The sequence below is a fragment of the Psychrobacter sp. MES7-P7E genome, assembly GCF_002863645.1.
In the GTDB taxonomy this organism is placed as follows: domain Bacteria; phylum Pseudomonadota; class Gammaproteobacteria; order Pseudomonadales; family Moraxellaceae; genus Psychrobacter.
In genome coordinates this window covers 29,410-53,677 of record NZ_PJBU01000098.1, presented here as the reverse complement: position 1 = coordinate 53,677, position 24,268 = coordinate 29,410, and the positions used below count along the sequence as shown (strand labels likewise).

General features: G+C 43.2%; 19 protein-coding genes. 9 read left to right on the top strand and 10 right to left on the bottom strand.

The genetic code is table 11. The annotated features are described in order from the left end of the window. Positions 1-186: 186 nt before the first annotated feature. Entirely contained in the window at positions 187-651 is a 465-nt protein-coding gene (locus CXF62_RS08245) for a YkvA family protein (protein ID WP_102093821.1), read from the top strand. A gap of 93 nt (positions 652-744) precedes the next feature. On the opposite strand, the gene CXF62_RS08240 is transcribed toward CXF62_RS08245, so the two are convergent. Further along, positions 745-1,050, bottom strand: a complete 306-nt coding sequence (locus tag CXF62_RS08240; protein ID WP_102093819.1) for a hypothetical protein — start codon at positions 1,048-1,050, stop codon at positions 745-747. Positions 1,051-1,142: 92 nt separating this feature from the next. After that, positions 1,143-1,688, bottom strand: coding sequence for a hypothetical protein (locus tag CXF62_RS08235; RefSeq protein WP_218870141.1), 546 nt, complete (start codon positions 1,686-1,688; stop codon positions 1,143-1,145). 350 nt (positions 1,689-2,038) lie between these two features. On the opposite strand from CXF62_RS08235, the gene dnaQ reads away from it, so the two are divergent. From dnaQ to CXF62_RS08195, 8 genes are all read left to right on the top strand, one after another. Continuing rightward, positions 2,039-3,685: a DNA polymerase III subunit epsilon gene (dnaQ, locus tag CXF62_RS08230; protein ID WP_102093818.1), complete on the top strand. Its 1,647-nt coding sequence runs from the start codon at positions 2,039-2,041 to the stop codon at positions 3,683-3,685. 147 nt (positions 3,686-3,832) lie between these two features. Next, complete coding sequence (locus tag CXF62_RS08225; protein ID WP_102093816.1) at positions 3,833-5,515, top strand: hypothetical protein; 1,683 nt, start codon at positions 3,833-3,835, stop codon at positions 5,513-5,515. Between the two features lie 259 nt (positions 5,516-5,774). Continuing rightward, positions 5,775-6,713, top strand: a complete 939-nt coding sequence (gene nudC, locus CXF62_RS08220) for an NAD(+) diphosphatase (RefSeq protein WP_102093815.1) — start codon at positions 5,775-5,777, stop codon at positions 6,711-6,713. 238 nt (positions 6,714-6,951) lie between these two features. After that, positions 6,952-7,797 (top strand): RnfABCDGE type electron transport complex subunit B, encoded by an 846-nt coding sequence (locus CXF62_RS08215; protein ID WP_102093813.1) that lies wholly within the window; start codon positions 6,952-6,954, stop codon positions 7,795-7,797. 120 nt (positions 7,798-7,917) lie between these two features. After that, positions 7,918-8,613: an endonuclease III gene (gene nth, locus CXF62_RS08210; RefSeq protein ID WP_057760685.1), complete on the top strand. Its 696-nt coding sequence runs from the start codon at positions 7,918-7,920 to the stop codon at positions 8,611-8,613. 489 nt (positions 8,614-9,102) lie between these two features. Continuing rightward, positions 9,103-10,269, top strand: a complete 1,167-nt coding sequence (metK, locus tag CXF62_RS08205) for a methionine adenosyltransferase (protein WP_057760687.1) — start codon at positions 9,103-9,105, stop codon at positions 10,267-10,269. Between the two features lie 74 nt (positions 10,270-10,343). Then, entirely contained in the window at positions 10,344-10,700 is a 357-nt protein-coding gene (locus CXF62_RS08200; RefSeq protein WP_102078350.1) for a DUF3144 domain-containing protein, read from the top strand. Between the two features lie 233 nt (positions 10,701-10,933). Then, positions 10,934-11,290, top strand: coding sequence for a hypothetical protein (locus CXF62_RS08195; RefSeq protein ID WP_228153201.1), 357 nt, complete (start codon positions 10,934-10,936; stop codon positions 11,288-11,290). A 103-nt stretch (positions 11,291-11,393) separates the two neighbouring features. Here the strand turns inward: CXF62_RS08195 and CXF62_RS08190 are convergent, their stop codons facing one another. The 8 genes from CXF62_RS08190 to CXF62_RS08155 all read right to left on the bottom strand — a co-directional run bounded on the left by CXF62_RS08190 (position 11,394) and on the right by CXF62_RS08155 (position 24,198). Then, a complete protein-coding gene (locus CXF62_RS08190; RefSeq protein WP_057760694.1) occupies positions 11,394-13,046 on the bottom strand; it encodes a BCCT family transporter in 1,653 nt (550 codons plus the stop codon). A gap of 242 nt (positions 13,047-13,288) precedes the next feature. Continuing rightward, the gene (locus CXF62_RS08185; protein WP_058025181.1) at positions 13,289-14,932 is read right to left on the bottom strand and encodes a BCCT family transporter; all 1,644 of its coding nucleotides are present in this window, start codon (positions 14,930-14,932) and stop codon (positions 13,289-13,291) included. 167 nt (positions 14,933-15,099) lie between these two features. Next, positions 15,100-16,377, bottom strand: a complete 1,278-nt coding sequence (locus CXF62_RS08180; RefSeq protein ID WP_102093812.1) for a PQQ-dependent sugar dehydrogenase — start codon at positions 16,375-16,377, stop codon at positions 15,100-15,102. Between the two features lie 207 nt (positions 16,378-16,584). Further along, the gene (gene clpB, locus CXF62_RS08175) at positions 16,585-19,182 is read right to left on the bottom strand and encodes an ATP-dependent chaperone ClpB (protein WP_102093810.1); all 2,598 of its coding nucleotides are present in this window, start codon (positions 19,180-19,182) and stop codon (positions 16,585-16,587) included. 308 nt (positions 19,183-19,490) lie between these two features. Continuing rightward, complete coding sequence (locus CXF62_RS08170) at positions 19,491-20,072, bottom strand: L,D-transpeptidase family protein (RefSeq protein WP_102093809.1); 582 nt, start codon at positions 20,070-20,072, stop codon at positions 19,491-19,493. Between the two features lie 111 nt (positions 20,073-20,183). Next, a complete protein-coding gene (locus tag CXF62_RS08165; protein WP_102093807.1) occupies positions 20,184-20,975 on the bottom strand; it encodes an SDR family NAD(P)-dependent oxidoreductase in 792 nt (263 codons plus the stop codon). A 72-nt stretch (positions 20,976-21,047) separates the two neighbouring features. Continuing rightward, complete coding sequence (locus tag CXF62_RS08160; protein WP_102093805.1) at positions 21,048-22,763, bottom strand: AMP-binding protein; 1,716 nt, start codon at positions 22,761-22,763, stop codon at positions 21,048-21,050. 304 nt (positions 22,764-23,067) lie between these two features. Continuing rightward, positions 23,068-24,198, bottom strand: a complete 1,131-nt coding sequence (locus CXF62_RS08155) for a DNA topoisomerase IB (protein ID WP_102093804.1) — start codon at positions 24,196-24,198, stop codon at positions 23,068-23,070. Positions 24,199-24,268 lie beyond the last annotated feature (70 nt).

Sequence of the window (24,268 nt, the reverse complement as noted above, 5' to 3'; positions counted from 1 at the left end):
TTGCTTTTATTTTTATGACTTGTGTTTTTAGACCTTGTGGCAGCATATTGTAGACGCTTTTCTGATGCTGATGGTTGCCTAATCTTTACCGATATTTACTTTTTCGCTACTGAGACACACAATATAGGTCGACTAGATTTGTTACTGTAAATACAAATTCATCGCAAAAAACAAAAGGTAATAATTATGTTTAATAAAAAAACCGATAAAAACAAGTCACTTGACTCTAATTTGGAATACTTGCTAGGTAAAGAAGATAAGCTGAAAGAAAAGTTAGAGGACAGCGGCTATCTTGAGCCGTTTAGTGATGATTTAATGCTATTTATGAGTCTTGTCAAAGATTATTACAAAGGTGACTACCGTAAGATTCCTTTTAAGACAATTTCAGCTGGCGTTATTGGTGCGCTCTATGTGCTAAATCCAATTGACCTCATTCCTGACTCTATTCCGTTCATCGGTCATATCGATGATGCGCTAGTACTTAAATTTTGTTTAAAGCAGGCCAGAAAAGATCTGCAAAAATACAAAGAGTGGAAGCAGGAACAATCAGCTACTAAGGATAAATTAGAAGATAAGAACGACACAGATAAGACTAGTAGTGATGAGAAAGATAGCGACGAGACTGGTACTAATCTGAAGAAAGCCTCATAAATATTAATACTTTCAGCTATTAAAAAAGCCACGACCGCGAATTAACATTTCGGTCGTGGCTTTTGTTATTTTTAGCTCATTCAATACTGTATTTTAATCAGGCACTTCATAATTAGCTTTTTCTGGATTAAGACCAAACGAGTAAACGAAGGTCGCAACAAGACTATTGACAATAATGAAAGGCAAATCAATCGCAGCATGACCAAGCGCATAGCGACCAAGCAGCCACGAGACGATCAACATGATAATAAAAAATGCACCCAAATATGCCAAAATTGCAGGATGTTTTAGATTATAAGGCTGCTCAGGTTTGGGTTGTTTTTCTAATACATATGTTCTTACCGCCCAACCAGCTGCATAAGAAAACCCGCCTAACACCACGTAACTAAAAAAATTCATATTGCTTAACTCTAATGGTATGACTGTTTATAACAAAATACTGTTTATACAAATATCATCGACCAACAATGATATTTATAGTCGATACTTATTTAAATACTATCATCAACATTATCGATAACAAGATTGGCATGTGGATTGGCTAAAATATCAGTATTCACCTCATCACATTCCACGCGATAGATCGTGTTGGCGCCTCGGTAAATGTACGACAAGTACTCACTGTCTAAGAGCGGATCAATATTTGCGTAAGCTGGTTTGACATGAGCCAACACAAGCACTCGATCAGGACGACCAATAACCGCATCGACATTGTCTGGATCGATAGAGAAGAACTGCGGTATGTCGCTATTTTCAATCACTTCTAACGGCTCTGGAGTATCCCAGACGCGCTTAGCAGTGACGGGTTCTTTCATCTGCATCACCCAAGTGTCGTCTTGCTGGCTGACCTTTATCTGAGCAGGCTCATCTTGACTCACCGTATAACAACCTTCAAAGACAGACAGATCTGCCGCAACTTCGGTATCTGCTTGAGGGCTGGTATCATTACAAGCGCTCAGAAAAATCGCGCTGCTAGCAGTCACACTGAGCATCAAATACGTCAGTCTCTTATTAAATAAATTCGAGCGTAAGGACATAATGGGGTTATCCTGCAATCATGCATTAAAAACTTTTATTAAGTGTACTATTATCAAAATGTCACTAGATAGCTGTATCAGAAAAATGCGCTTGGGCATCTTTGTAGCAAAGGCAGCTCTGTAACTAAAAACTAGAGCCTTTCAGAGAGCTTCGCTATTTTAACAGAAAACCAAGACGTTACTATTATGTTATAAGTTACCGTAAGAGTTTTCTGACTTTGTGCGTCACGACTGCCCATATTTATGATAGATTTGCTATACTCACAACGTCATCATCATCGTTCGAATAACGTAAACGAGATGCTCTAATACTACCCTATGCTTACCACTTATCAGGTCCATACTCCTTTATGTCAGACAACCGTAATTCAATGCCAAACACTCATAAAGACAACGCGATTGATCCATTGGCTGCTAAAACAAATACCACTGTGGCCTATACTGATGGTGCTTGCAAAGGCAATCCTGGCGCTGGCGGCTGGGGCGCACATCTTATATTTAGTGATGGCAGCACGCAAGATTTGTACGGCGGCGACAAAGAAACCACCAATAACCGTATGGAGCTAATGGGTGCAATACAAGCCCTGACCCATAGCCCGCATGAGCATACTCTTGAGATTTGGACTGACTCCAGTTATGTCAAAAAAGGCATCACTGAATGGATTGAAGGTTGGAAGAAAAAGGGCTGGAAAACTGCCAGTAAAAAGCCAGTCGCCAATCGAGACCTATGGCAACAATTGGATAAGCTCTGCCAACAGCGTGATGTTAGCTGGCATTGGGTCAAGGGTCACGCTGGACATGCTGGTAACGAAAAAGCAGATGAGCTGGCAAACTTAGGTGTCACATCAAACAGCAGCCATTCAGCTATAGTCAGTAAAGCAGATACGACTAAAAAAAAAGACCACATAGCGACTGATATTGATACTAATACTGACGCTAACACTGATACCTTGCAAAAATCGTCTAGCGCTGACTGGCTAAGTTTCGATCCATTGGGTCTAGATATGATGGACGATGAGTTTGATGAAGAGCTCTTAGAACCTGAGCCGCTAAAAGAAGATAGTCAGAGTACAGCTAACACCCTTAAGATGAATGAAGACATTGCTTTAGAATCTAACAGCTATCAAGACAATACATACAACCCGACGAGTACCAAAGCTATGCCCGATATTCAAACGCACCTAGATGATACCGTCGACAATGATATATTGCCAAGTGTAAAATCTGACGCCCCTAAGTTCGATGGGGATACTAGCCGTGCCAACCCACATTTCAAGCCGCTACTACCAAAGCCGATACACCGCCATGAAGCAGATCGCCAGCTTATCATGGATACAGAAACTACAGGGCTTGATGCACTAAAAGGCGATCGTATTATCGAGGTTGGTATTGTGGAGCTGGTCGGACGTAAGTTTACTGGTGAAAAGCTGCACGTTTATATCAATCCGCAGCGTGGTATGGATGATGAAGTCATTCGTATTCATGGTATCTCTGAAGCATTTTTGACCGACAAGCCGACCTTTGATCAAGTTGCTCAGTCTTTGTACGACTTTATGGATGGCGCTGAAATTATCGCTCATAACGCTACTTTTGATATGAACTTCTTAAACATGGAGTTTGCAAAAGTTGGTCTGAATGACTTTGCTAATCGAGTGCAAGTAACCGATTCACTGGCGATGGCCAAGCAGCAATACCCTGGGCAAAAAAACACGCTAGATGCCCTCGTGCGTCGCCTAGATGTTGGTAAGCAAGACCGTACTTTTCACGGGGCATTACTTGACTCAGAGATTTTAGCCGAAGTTTATTTGGCGATGACTGGTGGACAGGTCACGCTTGCCATCGAAGAGGATACAGATACCGATGGCGGACAAACCGCTCATGCAAGTTTCGCCAATTTAGCAAATTCATTGCTGGCATCAACGGTGGATGAAACTGCTGACCAAAGCTGGTATGCCGCTTTAGCAGAAGATTATCCTGCCCTAAAAGCTAGCATGTAATTGTCGTTCGAATTTTTATTGAACCGACATTTGTATAATTTAGTCTTGATTATTATGATAGAAAGCGTTAAAACATCACTAGCTAATACTTTCTGAATCAAATTTATAATATTGCTATTCTCATCAGTACATTATGGAAAAATACTTATGGACCAGTCTGCGCAAATGAAGCTAACCGCCCCAACGCTTAGTGTTACTGATTTTAACCTACCATCACTCCATTTACTGCATGATGAGGTTATAGCAACGCTTAAGGATACCGAGATTCATCTGGGTGAATTCAATGATGATAGTAGCCAAGCTCCTTTGTTGTCAGATTCTATCGAAGTATTAAAGCAGCTTTCTTGTATTTTTAAACTGATTTCTTTGGTCGGTGCAGAAGCATTGAATGATGCCATTGTTGGTGGTTTACAGAGACTTTATGACAATGGTGATAACAACGATACCGACTTGATCATGGATCTATCAGAAGCCATCATGACCTTAGATCGTTATGTCGAGTTTGTCCTCTTGACTGAATCGGTAGAGCCTACTCTACTCATACCTGTAATCAACAAGCTTAATGCGCATAGTCAAAAAGCTCCTATTACAGCAGACTATTTTGCAGCTTTTGGTAGTAGTAGTGTCATCATCGCCAATCCTGAACAAAACTTTGAATCTCTAAGCACGCTTAATCTAGACACAGAGCTGCTGACCAACGCATATCGTAGTGGCCTTGCGGTTGCACTACTCAATCAAGATGGCAACATTGACTCAGCAGACCAGCAAAAGTTGGATGCTATGAGCGCAGCCTGCGCATTAATTGCCTCAAATACTGATAGCTTATTTTGGCAAGCGGCGACTGCTGCCGTGGCTGATATCGCAGCAGTATTACCATTAAACTTGAGTCAAAAACACACACTTATCTATTTAGAGCAGCAATTTCAAAGCTATTTACCAGTCATGGATACCCGCTTTGCAGATTTAGTGAGCTTTGCCTGTCAACGTGATAACGAGCAAGCGCATCAACTACGTGAACAGTATGCCAGTAACCATTTAGAAGGTGCTCAGCTAGAACAAATGAAACGCTTTTTATTCGGTCCTAACCGCGAACTTACCGATACGTTAAACACAATTATTCAAAATCAGATCAATAATATTAAAGAACACGTCGATAGTTATGCACGTGGCGATTCAATCAACCCTATTGATATGCAGACCGCGCAAATTATCGAAGAGCTGACTGAGCTTAGTTCAGCATTACGTTTATTAGGTCTGTCCAACGCAGCCAATAGTCTTAGCGAAGCAGCAGAAGCTGTGAGCCATTGGCAAGCACCTTCCCCTGACGATTTTGATCATTTGCTACTAGCGTTGATGCATGCAGAGAACGCCGCCATTGCCATGGTAGAGATGCATACACCAGGGGCAATCTATCTGCCACTGAATAACCCGCATATCTCATTGCATCAGCTTAATACGGCTAATGATACCTTGATACAAGAAAGCCGAACTGCTATTGCTAGTGCCGAGCAAGCCATCAATGATTATTTGGCGGAGCCTGAGCGCGATATGCTCAATATCCAAAATATTCCTGGGATGATGCGTCAAGTAGCAGGCGCAGTACGCTTCTTACAACTGCCCACACCTGCCAGCATGCTGAGTCAGCTAGCCAACTACATTGAAAAGCGTATCGAAGGCGGACGACGTATCGAAGACAGTACGTTAGCCTGCATCGCTGATGTTATCATGGCGGTCGATCATCACTTAGATGGTTTTGAGAATAATCGCCCTGTCAGCAAACAAGCGCTTGATGTGGGGCAGCAAAGCTTAAGCCACCTACTTGCTGCTTAACTTTTCTTATTGTCATGGCATGGTTATTATCTCTTAGCCATGACATCTCATTTACGTATAAATAATTCAAGATAATGTAGGTACGAGTCAGGCACGTGAAAGCGCTACAGTCATTAGGTTGAACTAGCCTGGTCATGAGGCTGAACCAGCCTGACAACATATATGGGTATCTGGTTTACATAGAATTGATGATATTTTACTCTAAAACAGTCTGTGTCTACGTCGATGCGGACTTACTTTATAATGTTTGGAATTTTATATGGCCCATGCTTTTGTATTAAGTGATGACAGTATCTTATGCCGTCAAATGCCAGATGGTTGGTGGCCTTTGCAAGTTCAGCTATCGCCCGATAGTAATGACTTAAGCGAGCAAGCTTATCAGGTTGGTCACGTAACGCTGCACGAGAGCCTAGCACCAAATCATTGGTTATCAGACGACAGCACTGGTAACGATGCAGATGATACGGTTGATGCCAATATGGCTCATAGCTTTACTGCCCAAGCGACGAGCGCCATGACTTATGACTATGCAGTTGCTCATAACGTGACGCTACCAATTATTGCTGAAAGTAGTGGTAACACTTTTGTTCCTTATCGAAAACTGATGACTCATTTGCCAGTCGCCTTGTCAGATCAGATTAGCCAAGCAATACAACTATTAAGCTGGCAAGCAGATACGCAGTTTTGTAGTCGCTGTGCTAGTCCTACTGTACATGCTGACCAAGGCGAACGTGCCATGGTTTGTCCAGTATGTCGATTTCGCCAATACCCTCGCGTACAACCTTGCGTCATCACTGCTATTACTCGGTCAAATCCAGTGACGGGTGAGATGCAAATCTTACTGGCTCACCATCACCGTCATGGACAGCAAAACCTGCCGCCAATGTATGGTTTGATCGCAGGGTTTGTAGAAGTTGGAGAGAGTCTGGAGCATGCCGTAGTACGTGAAGTCGCAGAAGAGGTCAATATCAGCGTATCAGATATCCGCTATGTGAGCAGTCAGCCATGGCCATTCCCCTCTAATTTGATGCTTGGTTTTCGTGCATCGTATGCCAATGGCGATATTATCTTGCAAGAAGATGAGCTAGCACATGCTGATTTCTTTGATCTCTCAAACCTACCCAGAATTCCACCAAAGGGTAGTATCGCTCGCGATTTGATTGACCAAGTGGCTAAAGAACAAAATATAGATTTATAATCAGTCCTTATCTACAAATACCACATTACGCTATAGTATTGTATTTTCAATCTCATCTCTTTAAAATCGCTGCTTCTATGATAAACGTTTTACTTTAAACTTTATTTTTTAATAAGTAACACGCTAACCTGAGCAAGTGCTCTTATAAATACTGTTTTACAAAGACCGCTTTCTCAATACTTTATCTCTATTTATACTAATACCTATTCTTACGACTGGTATTAAGGTCCTTAATTAAATGCAAAGTAGCACCAATATACGCTTAGTCAATCTACCTATCTTATTCGATACATTACACATTGATACCTTGCCCGCTGACATACAGGCAAAAATTGCACGTGTGGATGCTTGTTTGCCACAGACGCAATGCGGACTATGTGAGCATCCAGATGGTTGCCTGCCATATGCCGCTGCAATTGTATTAAATGGCGAACCATATAATAAATGTGTACCTGGTGGTCAGCCAGTCACGGACGCGATTGCTCAGACTCTCGATATAGATACTCCTTACACTATGCTAACGGCGGTGCCTTCACAGTGGCCCATAGATGCCACCTCTGAACGTCCGACCGAGGTTCGTGCAGTTATTCGTGAAGATGACTGTATCGGCTGCACCAAATGTATTCCTGCTTGCCCAGTAGATGCTATCGTTGGTACTGGTAAGCATATGCATACGATTTTTACAGATTTGTGCACGGGCTGTGAGCTATGTATCGCGCCCTGCCCTGTTGATTGCATCGACTTAGTTACGATTGAGCGGGAAATATCTGAGCCTGAGCGAATAGCAGAGCAAGAGGATTTAAGACAACGCTACCACACTCATTTGAAACGTGTGACAGAACAGCTTGCTGATACGAGCAATAGTAGACCTGTCGTTAGTATGGTAGAGGCTAAGCTCAATAATGCAGCAAGCCAGTCTCTAAACATCAGTGAGTCGCAAGCGAAAAATACCATTGCGGCTGCCAAGCTCCGTACCAAAATCAAAAAACTGGAAAAGCAACTGAGTGTGCGTGCAAACGATAAGAAACAAGTAGAGCTCGAATCTTTACAAGCCGAGCTTGAGTCATTGCAAGTAGCGCTATAACGGTAATAGCTGATTACGCAATTAATGCGTTAATAAATTGATACTTTAATCATTAACATGAATGCTAACGCTAGCATATAATTTGGCACAATCATTCATCAAAATAATAGTCAAAATGCCATGAGTAAAACGGTCAAACATAAAACAGCTGACACGCCACCCTCTAGACGAATGCCCAATCGTGACGTGCGTCCATTCTTTGAAAAGCTAGCAGCGACTATTGATGAGCCTGTCACCGAACTTAATTATGATAGCAATTTTGAATTACTTATCGCGGTAATTCTGTCCGCACAAGCGACTGATGTCAGTGTCAATATTGCTACCAAGCAATTGTACCCAGTAGCTAACACACCTGAGGCAATACTAGCATTAGGCGAAGACGGTCTCAAATCCTATATCAAAAACATTGGTCTATATAATGCCAAAGCAAAAAACGTCATAAAAACTTGCCGTGATTTGATTGAGAAATTTGATAGCACTGTTCCTGATAACCGCAAAGATTTAGAGTCACTGGCAGGTGTCGGCCGTAAAACTGCCAACGTTGTATTAAATACTGCTTTTGGCCAGCCTACCATGGCCGTTGACACGCATATCTTTCGTGTGGGTAATCGTACTGGGCTTGCCACTGGTAAAACCGTACTTATCGTCGAAAAAAAGCTGGTTGAGCGCATCCCAGAAGACTTCATCGTAGACGCCCATCACTATCTTATCTTACACGGCCGCTATACTTGCCAGGCTCGTACACCCAAATGCGGCGCCTGTCCTGTCTATGAAGAATGCATGTTCAAAGATAAAGCTGCATTTTTAGAGTTGTAACGTATTGTTCATTTCAAGCAAACGCTACTGCTAGCTAATCACTCAGCTAGCTAAACCGCTATCCAGTAACCACCTTTGATTGCAGTGAACTGCTTGTTGAGCATTTCTTATAGTAGAGCAAGTGTTGCTCACTAGAGTTTTATAACGTTTCAAGGTAGAATAACCCTATTTTGCGTTAAGAGATTTTGGCCATTACCCTGCTTCTGATAAGGCAATCTGCACATTAGCGTTGTCTATTAGGGCAAGTACTGACTCAACTCATTACCGCCAAGACCATATTAGAGCGAGGCAGTATCATTTTATATATTGATTGAATGATAGTCAGCTCACCCTTTGGTCAAATTTATTAGCAAAGATTTTAGTCAAAACCGATTTTAAATTAAGAAATACCGATTATCTGCCGCGTAAATGCGTGGTCAAAATTAATTAGAGCAGCACCCAGATGTGCTGCTTTTCCTACCCTTATTGATTCAATTAAGCGATCCCATTATGCGTGAATACAACTTATTTACCTCAGAATCTGTGAGCGAAGGCCATCCTGACAAAATGGCTGACCAAATATCAGACGCTATCCTTGACGCTATCTTACGTGAAGATCTGCACGCACGTGTGGCATGCGAAACCTTAGTAAAAACAGGCGCAGTCATACTTGCAGGTGAAATCACTACAACGGCAAATATCGATTTAGAGCGTCTGGTTCGTGACACCGTAAATGGCATTGGCTATCACCATTCAGATTTAGGCTTTGATGGCGAGACTTGTGCAGTCATTAACATGTTGGGCAAACAATCTCCTGAAATCGCGCAAGGCGTCGATCGTAGCGACCCTGAAGAGCAAGGCGCAGGTGACCAAGGCTTGATGTTTGGTTATGCAAGTAATGAGACCGAAGTCCTGATGCCAGCGCCTATCGAGTATGCTCATCGTTTGATGGAGCGTCAGTCGGAGCTGCGCCGCGCAGGCGAGCTGCCATGGTTGCGTCCAGATGCCAAAGCGCAGGTAACCTTGAAGTATGACGGCAATCGTCCTGTCGCCATCGATGCTGTTGTATTATCAACACAGCATGATCCAAGCATCTCGCAGTCGGATCTACAAGAAGCCGTGATGGAATCTATCATCAAGCAAGTGCTACCAGCTGACTTATTGCACGCTGGCACACGCTATCATATCAACCCAACTGGCAAGTTTGTGATTGGTGGTCCTGTCGGTGATGCTGGTCTGACTGGTCGTAAAATTATTGTTGATACTTACGGCGGCATGGCACGTCATGGTGGCGGTGCGTTCAGTGGTAAAGATCCTTCAAAAGTCGATCGCAGTGCTGCTTACGCGGTACGTTATGTTGCCAAAAACATCGTAGCAGCAGGATTAGCTGAGCGCTGTGAAGTTCAGGTCAGCTACGCGATTGGTGTCGCTGAACCTACTTCTATTTCTGTCAATACCTTTGGTACTAGCAAAATCAGTAACGATGAGATCATTCGCTTGATTCGTACTCACTTTGACCTACGTCCTTACGGCATTACCCGTATGTTGAACTTACTACAACCAATGTATCAACAGACTGCTACCTTTGGACACTTTGGTCGTCCAGGTTCAGAGACTGCCTTTACGTGGGAAAAAACAGACAAAGCTGATATCTTAAAAGCAGACGCTGGTTTATAAGAGTCACTACTTTAAAACGTTTATCAACCATTTTTATACTAAAAACTACTGACACTTATTATTAGGAGTTGCTTATGTCTCAAGACAATATTCAAGACCAAAACGCTGATGCTAACATCGAAATCACCCCTGAAATGCAGGCATTCTATCAACGTGCTGACGCTATCATCGGTATCGCCAACAGTCAGCTAGGTCCTGAAGCACATTCAGGTCAAGTAGGTGCTTCTTTATTGTATGCTGCAGCACGCTATAGCGCATCAGTTGCCTCTATCGGCTTCGTCAAAGGCGATGATTTCGCCAAAGAAAAAGACGATATCGTCGAGTTTTATGTCAAACAGTATCGCCAAATGCTGAGCGACAATTTGACTGATTATGCTCAAAACTTTGACAAGTACGTGCAGCTAAACCAAGATGACAAACCAGCTGAATAAGCGAAGGTCGTCAGTCTAGATGTCTTTGATTTAGACATACTGTCATAAAATCAGTATTTGATGGCAGAAAACAAAACCCCAAACTCAATTGAGCTTGGGGTTTTTTGTATGGTGTTTAAGTAGATAGCTATTGATAAATGAGCTACCATAAATACTTAAGCGTTTGTCATCAGTAGGTAAATCCATCATCGATAACAGGACGCTATCGAATATTATGAATAAGGACATTTCTTATGAAACAAACTCTATCTACTTGTCGATTTTCCACAATTAATCAATCTTCGTTCAAACCGTCATTACTGATACTGACTTTAGCTTTAGCAGTAACTGGCTGTAGCTCTATGTTTAATGTAGGCACGTCTGGTCAAACATCTACCCCATCCAACCCTGATATCAGCCAGCCATTTGAAGGTGCTCTTACTCAATGCCCGCCCGCTAACCCTGCCAACAATATCTGTACGGCACAATATGAACCCGTCTGTGCAAAGACGAAAGTTGGATCAGTTTTTAGCTACCGAACGGCTAGCAATGCCTGCTCAGCCTGTAATATTCCTGCAGCTATTGGTTATGCAAAAGGTGAATGCCGTTAAGCTATGAAGCTATTTTATGACCAAATATGTTTTGAGCATCTATAAAAATACCCAGCTTATGACAAGCTGGGTATTTTTGTAGCTAAGAAATAAACTCTAAAGCTTAAGCATCTTTCTCAAGTGCTGGTGGGCCTTTTAGCAACTCTTCATCACGGAATTCATTGGCCGAGTTATGCTCTGCCGACTCTTCTGTGGTGAACCATTGCTGATTACGATACAGTATCAAACGATCTCGACTGAGACCGCGCAATAGAGAATACATCATCACGACGATCACAATAGCAAAAGGAAACCCTGAGACAATCGATGCCGCTTGTAATGCACTCAAACCACCTGCTGCCAATAATACAGCGGCGATAACACCTTCAGAACCTGCCCAAAATAAGCGCTGAATCTTTGGCGGATTGGTATCACCACCTGATGTCAGCATATCTATAACAAAACTGGCTGAATCTGACGAGGTAACAAACCATAATACAATCATCACCACGATGAGCAAGTTGACCGCACCTGTTAATGGATAAGATTCCATCAATTTAAAGATAGCGCTACCTGTATCGGCTTTGACCGCTTCGATCAGACCTGGGCTAACTATGTTAGGGTCTGCTGCTGCTACCAACTCCATATTTACCGCAGAACCACCAAAAGCAGTAAACCACAAAAACAAGATCGTAATAGGAATTAATAATACGCCTAATATAAACTCACGGATGGTACGGCCACGAGAGATACGTGCAACGAATACTCCAACGAATGGTGACCAGCTAATCCACCATGCCCAATAGAAAATCGTCCAAGAAGCTTGCCAATTTTCTTCGCCTCTATAAGACTCTGTCCATAGACCTAACGGCACGATTTGATGCAAATAGTTGCCGATGTTTTCTACGAAGCTGTTAAAGATAAACTGCGTAGGTCCAAAGATAATCACAAAACTTAGCAATATCACAGTGAACAATATATTGGTATCACTTAGACGCTTGATGCCTTTATCCAACCCCATAAACAGAGATAACCCTGCTAGCATGGTGATAAGGCCAATCAAAATAATCTGCACCGTAATATTATTGGGTATACCAAATAACGTCTCAAGGCCTGAGTTAATCTGCAAGACGCCAAGACCTAACGTGGTCACTACCCCAAACATCGTACCAAATACGGCAAGCGTATCTACCGTATGCCCCCAACCGCCGTAGATCTTTTTACCCAATATTGGATAAAGTGTCGAACGGATAGCCAGTGGTAAACCTACTCGATAATGAAAATATGCCAGCGATAGCGCAACCATGCCATATAGCGCCCATACATGTAGACCATAATGTAGGAACGAGATATTCATCGCTTGCTTGGCAGCGGCAACTGTCTCCGCCTCGCCTAATGGTGGTGCCATGAAGTGATACAACGGCTCAGCAGTGCCCCAATAAAGCAGCCCGATACCGATACCTGCTGAAAACAGCATACCAATCCAAGAAACCATATTGTACTCTGGCCTCTCATTCTGATGACCGAGTCTGATATCGCCGTAGCGGCTAAATATCATATAAATACTCATGACCAATGTTAAATTGACCACGACAATAAAGAACCAGCCAAAGCGCAAAGAGACAAATGCTTTTGCTTGGTTAAATACGACTTCTGCTTGTTCATTGAATAAAGCGCCAAAAATAATGAACGCTAGTATCAAGATTGCTGAAGTCAAAAATACAGGTTTACTTACCCGCGGAAAAGGGCCTAATCGGCCAACTTTTACATGATCCATAGGTATATCCCCAAAAAAGTGCGTAACCATACCAAGGTATGAACGAATTATCAAATATAACACCTTGTAAATACTGCCGAATGTATAGAAATGGTAGTAACATTTCGGTAATAATTTTCAGCAATCCGAATCTGTCCTGAATAAATTTAAGTATCTTCACCCAATAAAGAAGCCCCAATTTAAAAATAAATTGGGGCTTCTTCTGTTAAAAGCTTGAGTAGTTGTCTTACTTTCACCTGCTTTTAGTCACCTTTTACAATCTTAGGTGGCCCTTTTAGTAGATGCTCGTCAACAAACTCATCAGCTGAGTTATGATCTGCTGATTCATCTGTGATAAAGCTTTGCTGCGCTCGATATAGAATCAAACGGTCACGGCTAAGGCCCCGCAACAACGCATACATTATGACAAAAACCACTAAAGCAAATGGCAATCCTGCTACGATGGCAGCTGCCTGCAAAGCAGACAATCCACCAGCCGCTAACAATATGGCAGCGATAACGCCTTCTGTGGTTGCCCAAAACAAACGCTGAATCTTTGGTGGATTGGTATCACCACCAGCGGTCAACATGTCAATAACAAAACTGGCTGAATCTGACGAAGTTACAAACCAAAGCATAATCATGACAACAATCATTAACGTAATCGGTTTGGCTAGTGGGTAGTACTCAACCAGCTTAAAGATTGCGCTACCCGTGTCTGCTTGTACTGCTTCAACCAACCCTGGGCTAATACCTGTCACAGCAGAGGCAAGCTCCATGTGAATCGCTACGCCACCAAAGGTCGTGAACCAAAAGAACAAGATAAGCATAGGGATTAATAGCACCCCAAACGTAAACTCACGGATGGTACGGCCACGAGAGATACGGGCAATAAAGATACCAACGAATGGTGCCCAGCTCACCCACCATGCCCAATAAAATATCGTCCAAGCACTTTGCCAATCTGTTCCACTATAAGACTCGCCCCACGTACCCAAAGGCACGATCACGGTCAGATAGTTGCCGATATTTTCGATAAAGCTATCAAATATAAAGAGCGTTGGCCCTAAAGCAACCATGAATACCAATAAAACGATTGTAAAACCGATATTGATATCACTAAGGCGCTTAATACCTTTATCCAGACCCATCATAACGGAAGCGGCTGCAAGCGCTGTGATGAAAGCTATCAAACCGAACTGTACAGTGAGACTATTCGGCATGCCAAATAGTTTCTCAAGTCCCGCATTGATCTGCATCACTCCAAGCCCGAGTGAGGTGACCACACCAAACATCGTACCAAACACGGCCAAGATATCGACCGTATGCCCCCAGCGGCCATAGATTCTTTTGCCAAGTAAAGGATACAAGGTTGAGCGAATCGATAAAGGCAAACCGCGACGAAAATGAAAATACGCTAACGACAGTGCCACAATCGTATAGATGCCCCAAGCGTGTAGACCCCAATGCATAAATGAGATATTCATCGCTTGCTTTGCGGCTTCAACCGTTTCGGCCTCGCCCATTGGTGGTGCCATAAAGTGATACAACGGCTCCGCTGTACCCCAATAGACGAGACCAATACCAATACCCGCAGAGAACAACATGCCAATCCAAGAAAACAGATTGTACTGCGGTCGCTCCGTTTGATTGCCTAAACGAATATCACCATAGCGACTCATTCCTAAGTAAATGCAAAGCCCGAGCGCTGTATTCACTAAGATAATAAATAACCAACCGAACTTATCGGTAATAAAATTCTGTAAAAAACTAAAAACTGCCCCTGCTGTTTCAGTGAAAAGCGCACCGAAAATAATAAATCCAACGATCAACAGTGACGATGTAATAAACACAGGTTTACTCACCCGTGGAAAAGGTCCTAATCTGCCTACTTTTACTTCTTCCATGTGCAAGTCTCAAAATTTAAGGAATATTACCTTAACAAAATAGGCTTTAACTATCAATCAATTACAAAATAAAACTTGATAAAACCTTTAACTTATTCTAATAAGATTGATAGTTTTTTTTAAAATGTCTACATAAATACAGATGTAAAAGCAGCTTTATCATGATGTTACTTAGGCAATAATCTGAGTAATCGTCCACCATCACCATCTTCCAATGCCCAGACCTGCCCATCAACAGCCAGTACGCTGCGGACACGCTCACCCATGTCATAACGATAGCGTTCAGTAGCACTATCATCTTCATCGATACTTACGACAATAAGCGCTTTTGAAGATAAACCACTGATTAAAAAATCGCCTTGTAATGCTGGAAAGTCATTGTGGCTACCAGCCGTATATAGACTCAGTGATGACGGTGAAATAACGGGCGTCCATGTGATTTTGGGCATTTCAAAATCAGGACGAGTGTCGTGATCTGGGATTGGTGTGCCTGAATAATTACGACCATTTGATACAATCGGCCAGCCGTAGTTTTTGCCTTTTTTAATCAGATTAAATTCATCACCACCTTTTGGTCCCATTTCATGCGCCCAAAGCTGTCCACTATCGTCAAATGCCATACCAAGCACATTGCGATGTCCGATGGTCCAAAACTGTTTGGCCAACTCATTATCAGTAAATGGATTGTCTGTCGGAGTGTTACCATCAGGACTCAACCGTATTATCTTACCCAGATTGCCATTCATGTCTTGTGCTGGGTCTTTGTCTTGACGCTCGCCTGAGCTGATATATAGATAGCGCCCATCAGGCGAAAACAGCAAACGATGACTATAATGTCCCTGCCCTGTGACTTTCGGAGACTGTTGCCAAATAGGTGTGATATCTTGCAATATAGGTGTGGCTGTCTCTAATCCTGAAAGTATCGCTTTGATAACTTTAGCACCAAATTTATTGCTATCACCTCCTGTTCCTGCTTCTGCGTAGCTAAGATAAACGGTATTGGACGTCGCAAAATCTGGAGCCACGATGATGTCTCCTAAGCCGCCTTGACCACCGTAAGCGACTGTAGGCATGCCTTCGATTTTGGTCTTATTACCCGTCGCTGTATCTACGATAAATAGCTCACCTGTTTTTTGTGTTACTAGTAATTTTGGCGCTTTGCTATCTGTAATAGGTAACGCTGTCATAGCCCAAGGCTCATCAAAGGTAGCGATTGCTTTGGTCGTAAAGTCAGGCTTGCTAGTCTTTGTTTGTGTAGTGCTTTTTGTGGCGGTTTGAGTATCGTTATCTGAAGTAGAAATCTCTTTAGACTCTGTTGTGGTACTTTTATTATTACTAGTACTTACTGCTGAAGGATTGGAGCACGCAGCAGTGCTAAACAATAATGCTGCAATGATTAGTGGCGAAGTTAAAGGTATATTTATACGTTCAATATGGGCTGTCATCGTTCTGTTTCTCCATTCAGTTGATACTGATACTATTATTCATTGATTTAGTTATAGCATAGTCCTGAGACTCAAGGGATATCGAAATGGTAAAAAAACAGTAACGTAAAACGCGTCTTATAAATAAAAACCCCTTACCTACGATTGTAGATAAGGGGTTTGTTTTAAGCGTACAGTTGGGTTATAAAGATGTCAAGGATAAACTGATTAGCTCATTCTAAGCTTATCAAAAGTTAGCTTGTCATCGGCACCCACATCGACTTTGATAATATCACCAGCGACAAAATCACCTGCCAATAGCTTCAATGACAATGGGTTTTCGATCTCTTGTTGAATGGCACGCTTCAAAGGACGAGCACCATAAACAGGGTCATAGCCCACGGCAACCAATTTATTCATCGCATCTGCTGATAGCTCAATATCCATCTCACGCTCTTGGATACGCTGACGCAAACGATTCAATTGAATATCGGCAATACCTGCCATCTGCGACATACCAAGCGGATGGAATACTACGATTTCATCAATACGGTTGACGAACTCTGGACGGAAATGCTGCCCAACAGAATCCATTACTTCCGCTTTGATATCCTCGTAGCTCTCGCCAACCATTTCCTGAATCTTGTGCGAACCCAAGTTACTGGTCATGATAATGACGGTGTTTTTGAAATCTACCACCCGACCTTGCGAATCGGTTAAGCGACCATCGTCCAATACTTGTAGCAAGATGTTGAACACATCTGGATGCGCTTTTTCCACTTCATCGAACAATATGACGCTATATGGCTTACGGCGTACCGCTTCAGTCAACGTACCGCCTTCTTCGTAACCAACGTAACCTGGAGGTGCCCCTACAAGACGACTGACACTATGTTTTTCCATATATTCACTCATGTCGATACGTACGATTGCATCTTCAGAGTCAAATAAGAAGTTCGCTAGTGATTTGGTCAGCTCTGTCTTACCAACGCCTGTAGGTCCTAAGAATAAGAACGAGCCTGAAGGACGGTTGGGATCAGATAAGCCTGCACGGCTACGACGTACCGCATTGGCCACCGATTCGACCGCTTCGTTTTGACCGATAACACGCTCATGGAGCTTTTCTTCCATTGCGATCATCTTATCACGCTCGCCTTGCATCATTTTGCTGACTGGAATACCAGTCGCGGCCGCAACCACTTCGGCGATTTCGTTGTCTGTCACCTTATTACGTAGCAATTTGACACCGCTACCTTCACCTGTCTGCTCTTTTTGCTCAGCCAAGTCAGACTCATGAATACGGCGCTCAAGCTGCGGAATGGTCTCATATTGCAGCTTACTCATGGTCTCATAATCGCCTTCACGACTGGCTTTGTCATAAGCGATACGGGCTTTATCCAGCTCGTCTTTTAGCTGTTGACTGCCTTTGACCAACGCTTTCTCTGCCTGCCAAACTTCATTAAGATCAGCGTACTCTTTTTCCAATTCTGCTATTTGCGCATCGAGCACTTTACGCTCAGCTTGCGCGCCAGCATCTTCTTCGTTTTTGAGCACCTCACGCTGCATTTTTAGCTGAATGAGGCGACTATCGAGTTTACCTAATGATTCAGGCTTGCTGTCCATCTCCATACGCAAGCGGCTGGCTGCTTCGTCAATTAAATCAATCGCCTTATCTGGTAGCTTACGGTCAGTGATATAGCGATGGCTCATGCGCGCAGCAGCAATGATGGCGCTATCTTGAATATCGACGCCATGGTGCAACTCGTAACGCTCTTTTAAACCCCGTAATATCGCAATGGTATCTTCGACTGTTGGCTCATCGACCAAAACCTTTTGAAAACGACGTTCAAGCGCAGCGTCTTTTTCGATGTACTGGCGATACTCATCAAGGGTGGTCGCACCAACGCAGTGCAGCTCACCGCGTGCCAAAGCAGGTTTTAGCATATTACCCGCATCCATCGCACCTTCAGACTTGCCTGCACCAACCATCGTATGCAGCTCATCGATGAACAGAATGACATTGCCTTCTTGTTTGGCCAAGTCGCTCAATACGCTTTTGAGGCGTTCTTCAAACTCACCACGGAATTTTGCCCCTGCAATCAGCGCGCCTAAATCTAATGACAACACTTCTTTGCGGCGCAGACCTTCTGGTACGTCGCCATTGATGATTTTTTGTGCCAAGCCTTCGACAATCGCCGTTTTACCAACGCCCGGCTCACCGATGAGCACAGGGTTGTTTTTGGTACGGCGCGACAGTACCTGAATGGTACGGCGAATTTCTTCGTCACGGCCAATGACTGGATCTAGCTTGCCAAGCTCTGCTTGTTCAGTCAGATTAATCGTGTATTTGTTGAGTGCATCACGCTGATCTTCGGCGTTTTGGTTATTGACGGTATCATCACCGCGCAGCTGCTCAATGACCGCTTTTAGTTTGCTTGCCGTCACGCCTGCACTTTCAAATATTTTTTTGGTTTCGCCTTGTTCGGCGAGTGCCAACATCACCCATTCTGTTGCGATAAAATCATCGCCTTCTTTTTGCGCCTGACGATCTGCCAAATTCAAGATTTTTACCGAGTTTGGATTTAGATTGACGTCACCTGTCGGCTCCGAAATCGTTGCTTGGTTATCCAATGCTTTAGCAACGCCATTTTTTAACGCTGGAATAGAAGCACCTGCTTGTTGGCAGATAGATAAATTAGACTCATCTTGTAGCAACACGGCAAGCAAATGCACAGGATCAATGCCCGTATGATCACGACCTAACGCTAGGCTCTGAGCTTCTTGAATGGCGGACTGCAGTTTTTGAGTAAACTTCTCAAATCTCATGTCTATATCCTTTTATAATTGGTATTCTCAATAGCACCTCTAAGGATTATCTTAGTCTAGTGCCTACTGTTATCTGTCACTTATATAAGGTATATATACATCTATTTCAAGACAATTACTAAATAAAACCTTACTTAAAGCAATGATATTTATTATTAATAATATTTAAATGGGCTATTAATATCAGTTAAAGGTAGTTAGTAGATCAGTTGTGCCATTTTATTAGTGCAAATGAAAGATAAACCTCCATTAAATACGTTAATGAATAGTGCATCTATTTAGTATGGATTAGATAAAATCCGACTGTTCTACTCCACGATTTCGATAGGAGTACCAAGTGTCACTGCATCCATAATTTCATCCATCTCATCATTGGCAACAGCGATACAGCCATCTGTCCAATCACGTCGTTGATTAAACAATGCCAAATATCCAAAGCCATTCATTTGCCCATGAATCATGATATCGCCACCTGGATTGACCCCCAATGACTTTGCTCGTGCCTTGTCCTCATCATTGGGATAACTAATATGAATAGAACGATAGGCAATGGAGTTTTCATTCTTATAATCTAATGTATAAACCCCAACTGGCGTACGTTGGTCACCTTCTTGTTGCTTATGACCTGATGGACTGCCTCCTAGCACAATACGATACGACCTAATAACTTTACCATCGCTCATCAGTTTTAAGATACGGTCTGATTTGTCGACAAAGACTCTATCAATGATTATAGAAGGAGGAATGGGGGTTTCTGGTTTTGAGGTGCTTTTGACATAAGCAATAGCGCTTGTGCTGACAATGGCAGCAAGACTAAGACCAATAATGATAGGCAGCCAAGGCGTAGGCTGCTCATTTGATGGATAAGATTTTTTATAAAAAAATAGCATAAACTCTGATTCCCATAATTAATTTTTTGTCATTAATCATATGTATCAAAGCACTATGCCAGATTCTGTAGATACGTTTTGTGCAAAAATGATGAATCACTCACTAAACTGTTACACCATGCGAATCGCACCATCTAAGCGAATCACTTCACCATTTAGGTAAGCATTATCGATGATATGAGTCACCAATTTGGCAAACTCATTGGGTGCGCCTAAACGTTTGGGATATGGCACACCTGCCTCTAGCTGCTCGCGTGCCTTTTCAGGAATGCTGTCCATCATCGGCGTAGCAAAGACACCTGGTGCGATGGTCATAACGCGTATACCATGACGCGCTAGCTCGCGAGCAAGTGGCAAGGTCAGACCAACCACGCCTGCCTTGGACGAAGAATAACTGGCTTGACCGACTTGTCCGTCAAAGGCTGCGATAGAAGCTGTATTAATGATAATACCTTGATCTATGTTCTTCTCTACATGGTCGCCTGCACTACTGTCATTCGCTATGCGCTTGGCAATGCTAGCAGCAACCAAACGAGCGACGTTAAATGAACCAACCAGATTGATATTGACTCCGCGGCTAAATGCCTCAAGGTCTGCCGGATTGTTATCGCGATCTAGCAGTTTTTGTACCACTACGATACCAGCACAATTGATTGAACCTTGTAGGCCGCCGAAAGCTGATTCTGCCATTTCGACCGCTGATTGTACTTCATCACCATTAGTGATATCACAGCGCACAAAGCGCGCACTATCACCTAGCTCAGCGACCAGAGCTTGTCCAGCAGATTCATTTAAATCAGCGATAATGACGTTGCCACCTTGACCTACAATCGCCCGAGCCACTGATTCACCTAATCCTGATGCCCCGCCTGTGACCAAAAAGCTGTTTTCTTTAACTTGCATGATTATTCCTTTAAATTTTTGCTTCTTATTAGATATTTTTCTATTGAATGTATAGACGCTTTGCCAAATTATTTATGCGGCAGACAGACTACGCAGCAAAAAGCGTTGTATCTTGCCACTTGGCGTTTTCGGCAGTTCTGTCACAAACTCGACCTCACGCGGATAAGCATGAGTGGATAGGCGTTTGCGTACTAGCTCTTGGATTTCTTTGGCAATTTGCTCACTGCCTTCGATGCCATCTTTTAGTACCACATAAGACTTAATAGTGTGACCGCGCACTTCATCTGGCACGCCTACCGCCGCAGATTCTGCCACTGCTTCATGCTCTAATACAGTGTTTTCGACATCAGTAGGCCCTACGCGGTAACCTGCGGTAATAATAATGTCATCATCACGGCCTGAGAACCAGTAACTGCCGTCACTATGACGCTCGACCACGTCGCCTGTCAGATAGTAATCATCTACAAATGCTTGTTTTTCATTCCAGCTATAGCCTCGGAAATAGAACGCAGGTGACTGACTGACCACGACTGCTAGCTGCCCTTGCTCACCATCCGGTAGCACATTCATATCATCATCTAGTACGACTAACGTATGACCTGGTAGTGCCATACCCATCGAGCCAACAGGACAATCATGCGCCAGTGCATGATGTGCACAGCACGTCATGCCAGTCTCTGTTTGCCCATATTGGTCTTTGACTTGGCATTCTAAATAGGTTTCAACCCAGTTGACCACTTCGGTGTTTAGCGTCTCACCTGCCGAGTTGGCACAGCGTAAAGACAGCTTAGCATTAGTATCGTTATGAGCACCTTCATTAATACTATCAAACACACCACTAGATTTCATCATTCGAAATGCGGTTGGTGAAGAGGCCAAATTGGTAATCTTATGACGCACCATAAAGTCATGGGTATGGGTCGCATCGAATCCTGCTTCATTAAAATAAGTGGTGATGCCCAGTAACAGAGGCCCTGTGATGGCATAGTACAAGCCATACGCCCAGCCTGGATCGGCCATGTTCCAATACTGATCATCTTCGCGTAGGTCGATGGCATAACGCATATATAGGTAAAAAGCAGGTAACGCAGCCAATGGAACGCTGACGCCTTTTGATTTGCCAACCGTGCCTGAGGTAAACATTTGCAAAAATGGCGCATCCGTATCAAGCATCATAGGTTCAAACGTTTGCAGCTGTGCTGCCATAGACTGGATATAGTGATCATCACCCCATGTCTGGGCATCCTCCACACTGCCGACCAATACCATTTTGGTTTGCTCAGCCAAATCTTCAAACTTGCTGCGATTTTCTAAGTTAGTAAAAACGACTTTGGTATCGGCTTTGTCCATCCGATACTTGATTGAGTCATAGCCAAATGCGGTAAATAGCGGCTGATATACCGCGCCGATGCGCCAAGTTGCTAATACGACGGTTAGCAGCTCAGGCGTGCGCGGTAGCATCGTCGCTACCTTGTCACCCGCTTTTACCCCATACGACTGTAGCAAGTTAGCGATTTGAGCACTCGCTTTGTCAAGCTCACCAAAGCTCATGCGTGTTATATTGCCTGCGGTATCTTCGTGTACTAGCGCGGCATTGTCAGCGCGGCCGTCACGTACATGACGACCACAGCAAGCCATATAAGCATTTAGTCGATCACCTACCTGCTCGCCAAATATTTCTGACAGCAGTGTATCCATATCAAAATTATTATAATAATCGGTATAGTTTTTGGGCGTGGCGGTAGTGTCTGTATCAATATTCGTCGGGGTTTGAGAGGCGGTGTTCATAAGCTAATCCTTTAGCAATAGCAGGTAACTGGTAAAATGGTATTTATGATTAAAAAACGGCCACATCCTATAGACCGTTTCATAGGTTCGTATTTATCATGCTCTATTAGTAACGCATTTTTACGTTTATTTCAATACATAACGTATCATTTTTATTTTATAGAAATAAAGATAATCTATAACTAATTATTATTAATTCGCTATAAGTCCACGAAGACACCTACATTAGCTAAGGTACTGCCACATATTTTCAATTTCCTATTAAAGAATTAACACCTTAATATTATTATCTAAAACCTCACACTTAAACATCAGCTCTTAAAAACCCTAATAACGCTTTCTCTTCACAGCTTTGGTACTTCTTGGTTCGTCCACGGCGTGCTTGTTTGTAAGTCTCAAAGAACTGCCCTGTCAAAAAACGCTCAATGACAATGGGATGAATATAAGAGGCACGGCATACGGTTGGTGTGTTGCCTAGCTCTGCTGCCACGCTTTTTACCATATCAGTAACTAATTGCTGTCGCTCAGTGCTTTCTGGCGCACTGGTTAATATGTTAGCGCCTGCAGTCGTTTGTAGCTCATCATATAGATAGCTTGCTGCGAGTACACTGGCCATCCATGTACGAAAATCTTTTGCGCTGTACAGTTTGCTTTCGCAGTCCATGCCGCACGTATGCACCCGTAAGTAGTCATTGATATCATTACTGTCAACGACTTGCTTATGTCCGTTGTCATCTAGATATTTGAATATTTGATAACCGGGCAGCTCAGAACAGGCCTGCACGATGTCAATCAATCGCTCGTCTTGTAGCTCAATGTGGTGTTCTTTCGCGCTTTTTCCGACGAAATCAAACGCCAGTCCATTGTCGGTTTCACTGACATGCTTGCTGCGTAGCGTACTCAGACCATAACTTTTGTTTTGTTTGGCGTAGCGGCTATTGCCAATACGAATCAAAGTGGTCTCTAGCAATTTAACAACGGCAGCAAGCACATTGGTGCGTGACAACGATTCTGCTTCCAAATCTGTCTCGACCTGCGCGCGTAAATTGGGCAGCGCCTCTGCAAACCCTATCATCGCATCAAACTTTGCTTGGTCACGAATATTGTTCCATGACGGATGATACAGATACTGCTTGCGAGATTTTTCGTCTCGCCCTGTTGATTGTAGGTGGCCTCTTTCGTCTTTGCATATCCACACCTCTGACCACATGGGCGGTATCACCAACGCATCAAAACGCTGACGCAATGCTCTGTCTTTTACCGTGTTACCCGTTGCATCACGATAAGTAAAGCCGCGACCCCAGCGTCTGCGCTCGTAGCCTGGTTCGTCGTCACTCACATAACGCAAATTGGCACGGCGTGCGAGATGCTCGTAATCATGACGCACGTCTTTGGTCATTGTCTGCTGGCTAGTCTGTAATTTTGCCTTTGTCATAAACCTATATACCTTTAAGAATTCATGGTTTTAGCATAATTAATGGCGGTAGTTTTTGCTGTTTATTTGG

What these genes read in the sequence shown, in the direction of transcription:
- CXF62_RS08245 (WP_102093821.1), top strand. Translation starts at nt 187, where the DNA reads ATGTTTAATAAAAAAACCGATAAAAACAAGTCACTTGACTCTAATTTG.
- CXF62_RS08240 (WP_102093819.1), bottom strand. Translation starts at nt 1,050, where the DNA reads ATGAATTTTTTTAGTTACGTGGTGTTAGGCGGGTTTTCTTATGCAGCT.
- CXF62_RS08235 (WP_218870141.1), bottom strand. Translation starts at nt 1,688, where the DNA reads ATGTCCTTACGCTCGAATTTATTTAATAAGAGACTGACGTATTTGATG.
- dnaQ (WP_102093818.1), top strand. Translation starts at nt 2,039, where the DNA reads ATGTCAGACAACCGTAATTCAATGCCAAACACTCATAAAGACAACGCG.
- CXF62_RS08225 (WP_102093816.1), top strand. Translation starts at nt 3,833, where the DNA reads ATGGACCAGTCTGCGCAAATGAAGCTAACCGCCCCAACGCTTAGTGTT.
- nudC (WP_102093815.1), top strand. Translation starts at nt 5,775, where the DNA reads ATGGCCCATGCTTTTGTATTAAGTGATGACAGTATCTTATGCCGTCAA.
- CXF62_RS08215 (WP_102093813.1), top strand. Translation starts at nt 6,952, where the DNA reads ATGCAAAGTAGCACCAATATACGCTTAGTCAATCTACCTATCTTATTC.
- nth (WP_057760685.1), top strand. Translation starts at nt 7,918, where the DNA reads ATGAGTAAAACGGTCAAACATAAAACAGCTGACACGCCACCCTCTAGA.
- metK (WP_057760687.1), top strand. Translation starts at nt 9,103, where the DNA reads ATGCGTGAATACAACTTATTTACCTCAGAATCTGTGAGCGAAGGCCAT.
- CXF62_RS08200 (WP_102078350.1), top strand. Translation starts at nt 10,344, where the DNA reads ATGTCTCAAGACAATATTCAAGACCAAAACGCTGATGCTAACATCGAA.
- CXF62_RS08195 (WP_228153201.1), top strand. Translation starts at nt 10,934, where the DNA reads ATGAAACAAACTCTATCTACTTGTCGATTTTCCACAATTAATCAATCT.
- CXF62_RS08190 (WP_057760694.1), bottom strand. Translation starts at nt 13,046, where the DNA reads ATGGATCATGTAAAAGTTGGCCGATTAGGCCCTTTTCCGCGGGTAAGT.
- CXF62_RS08185 (WP_058025181.1), bottom strand. Translation starts at nt 14,932, where the DNA reads ATGGAAGAAGTAAAAGTAGGCAGATTAGGACCTTTTCCACGGGTGAGT.
- CXF62_RS08180 (WP_102093812.1), bottom strand. Translation starts at nt 16,377, where the DNA reads ATGACAGCCCATATTGAACGTATAAATATACCTTTAACTTCGCCACTA.
- clpB (WP_102093810.1), bottom strand. Translation starts at nt 19,182, where the DNA reads ATGAGATTTGAGAAGTTTACTCAAAAACTGCAGTCCGCCATTCAAGAA.
- CXF62_RS08170 (WP_102093809.1), bottom strand. Translation starts at nt 20,072, where the DNA reads ATGCTATTTTTTTATAAAAAATCTTATCCATCAAATGAGCAGCCTACG.
- CXF62_RS08165 (WP_102093807.1), bottom strand. Translation starts at nt 20,975, where the DNA reads ATGCAAGTTAAAGAAAACAGCTTTTTGGTCACAGGCGGGGCATCAGGA.
- CXF62_RS08160 (WP_102093805.1), bottom strand. Translation starts at nt 22,763, where the DNA reads ATGAACACCGCCTCTCAAACCCCGACGAATATTGATACAGACACTACC.
- CXF62_RS08155 (WP_102093804.1), bottom strand. Translation starts at nt 24,198, where the DNA reads ATGACAAAGGCAAAATTACAGACTAGCCAGCAGACAATGACCAAAGAC.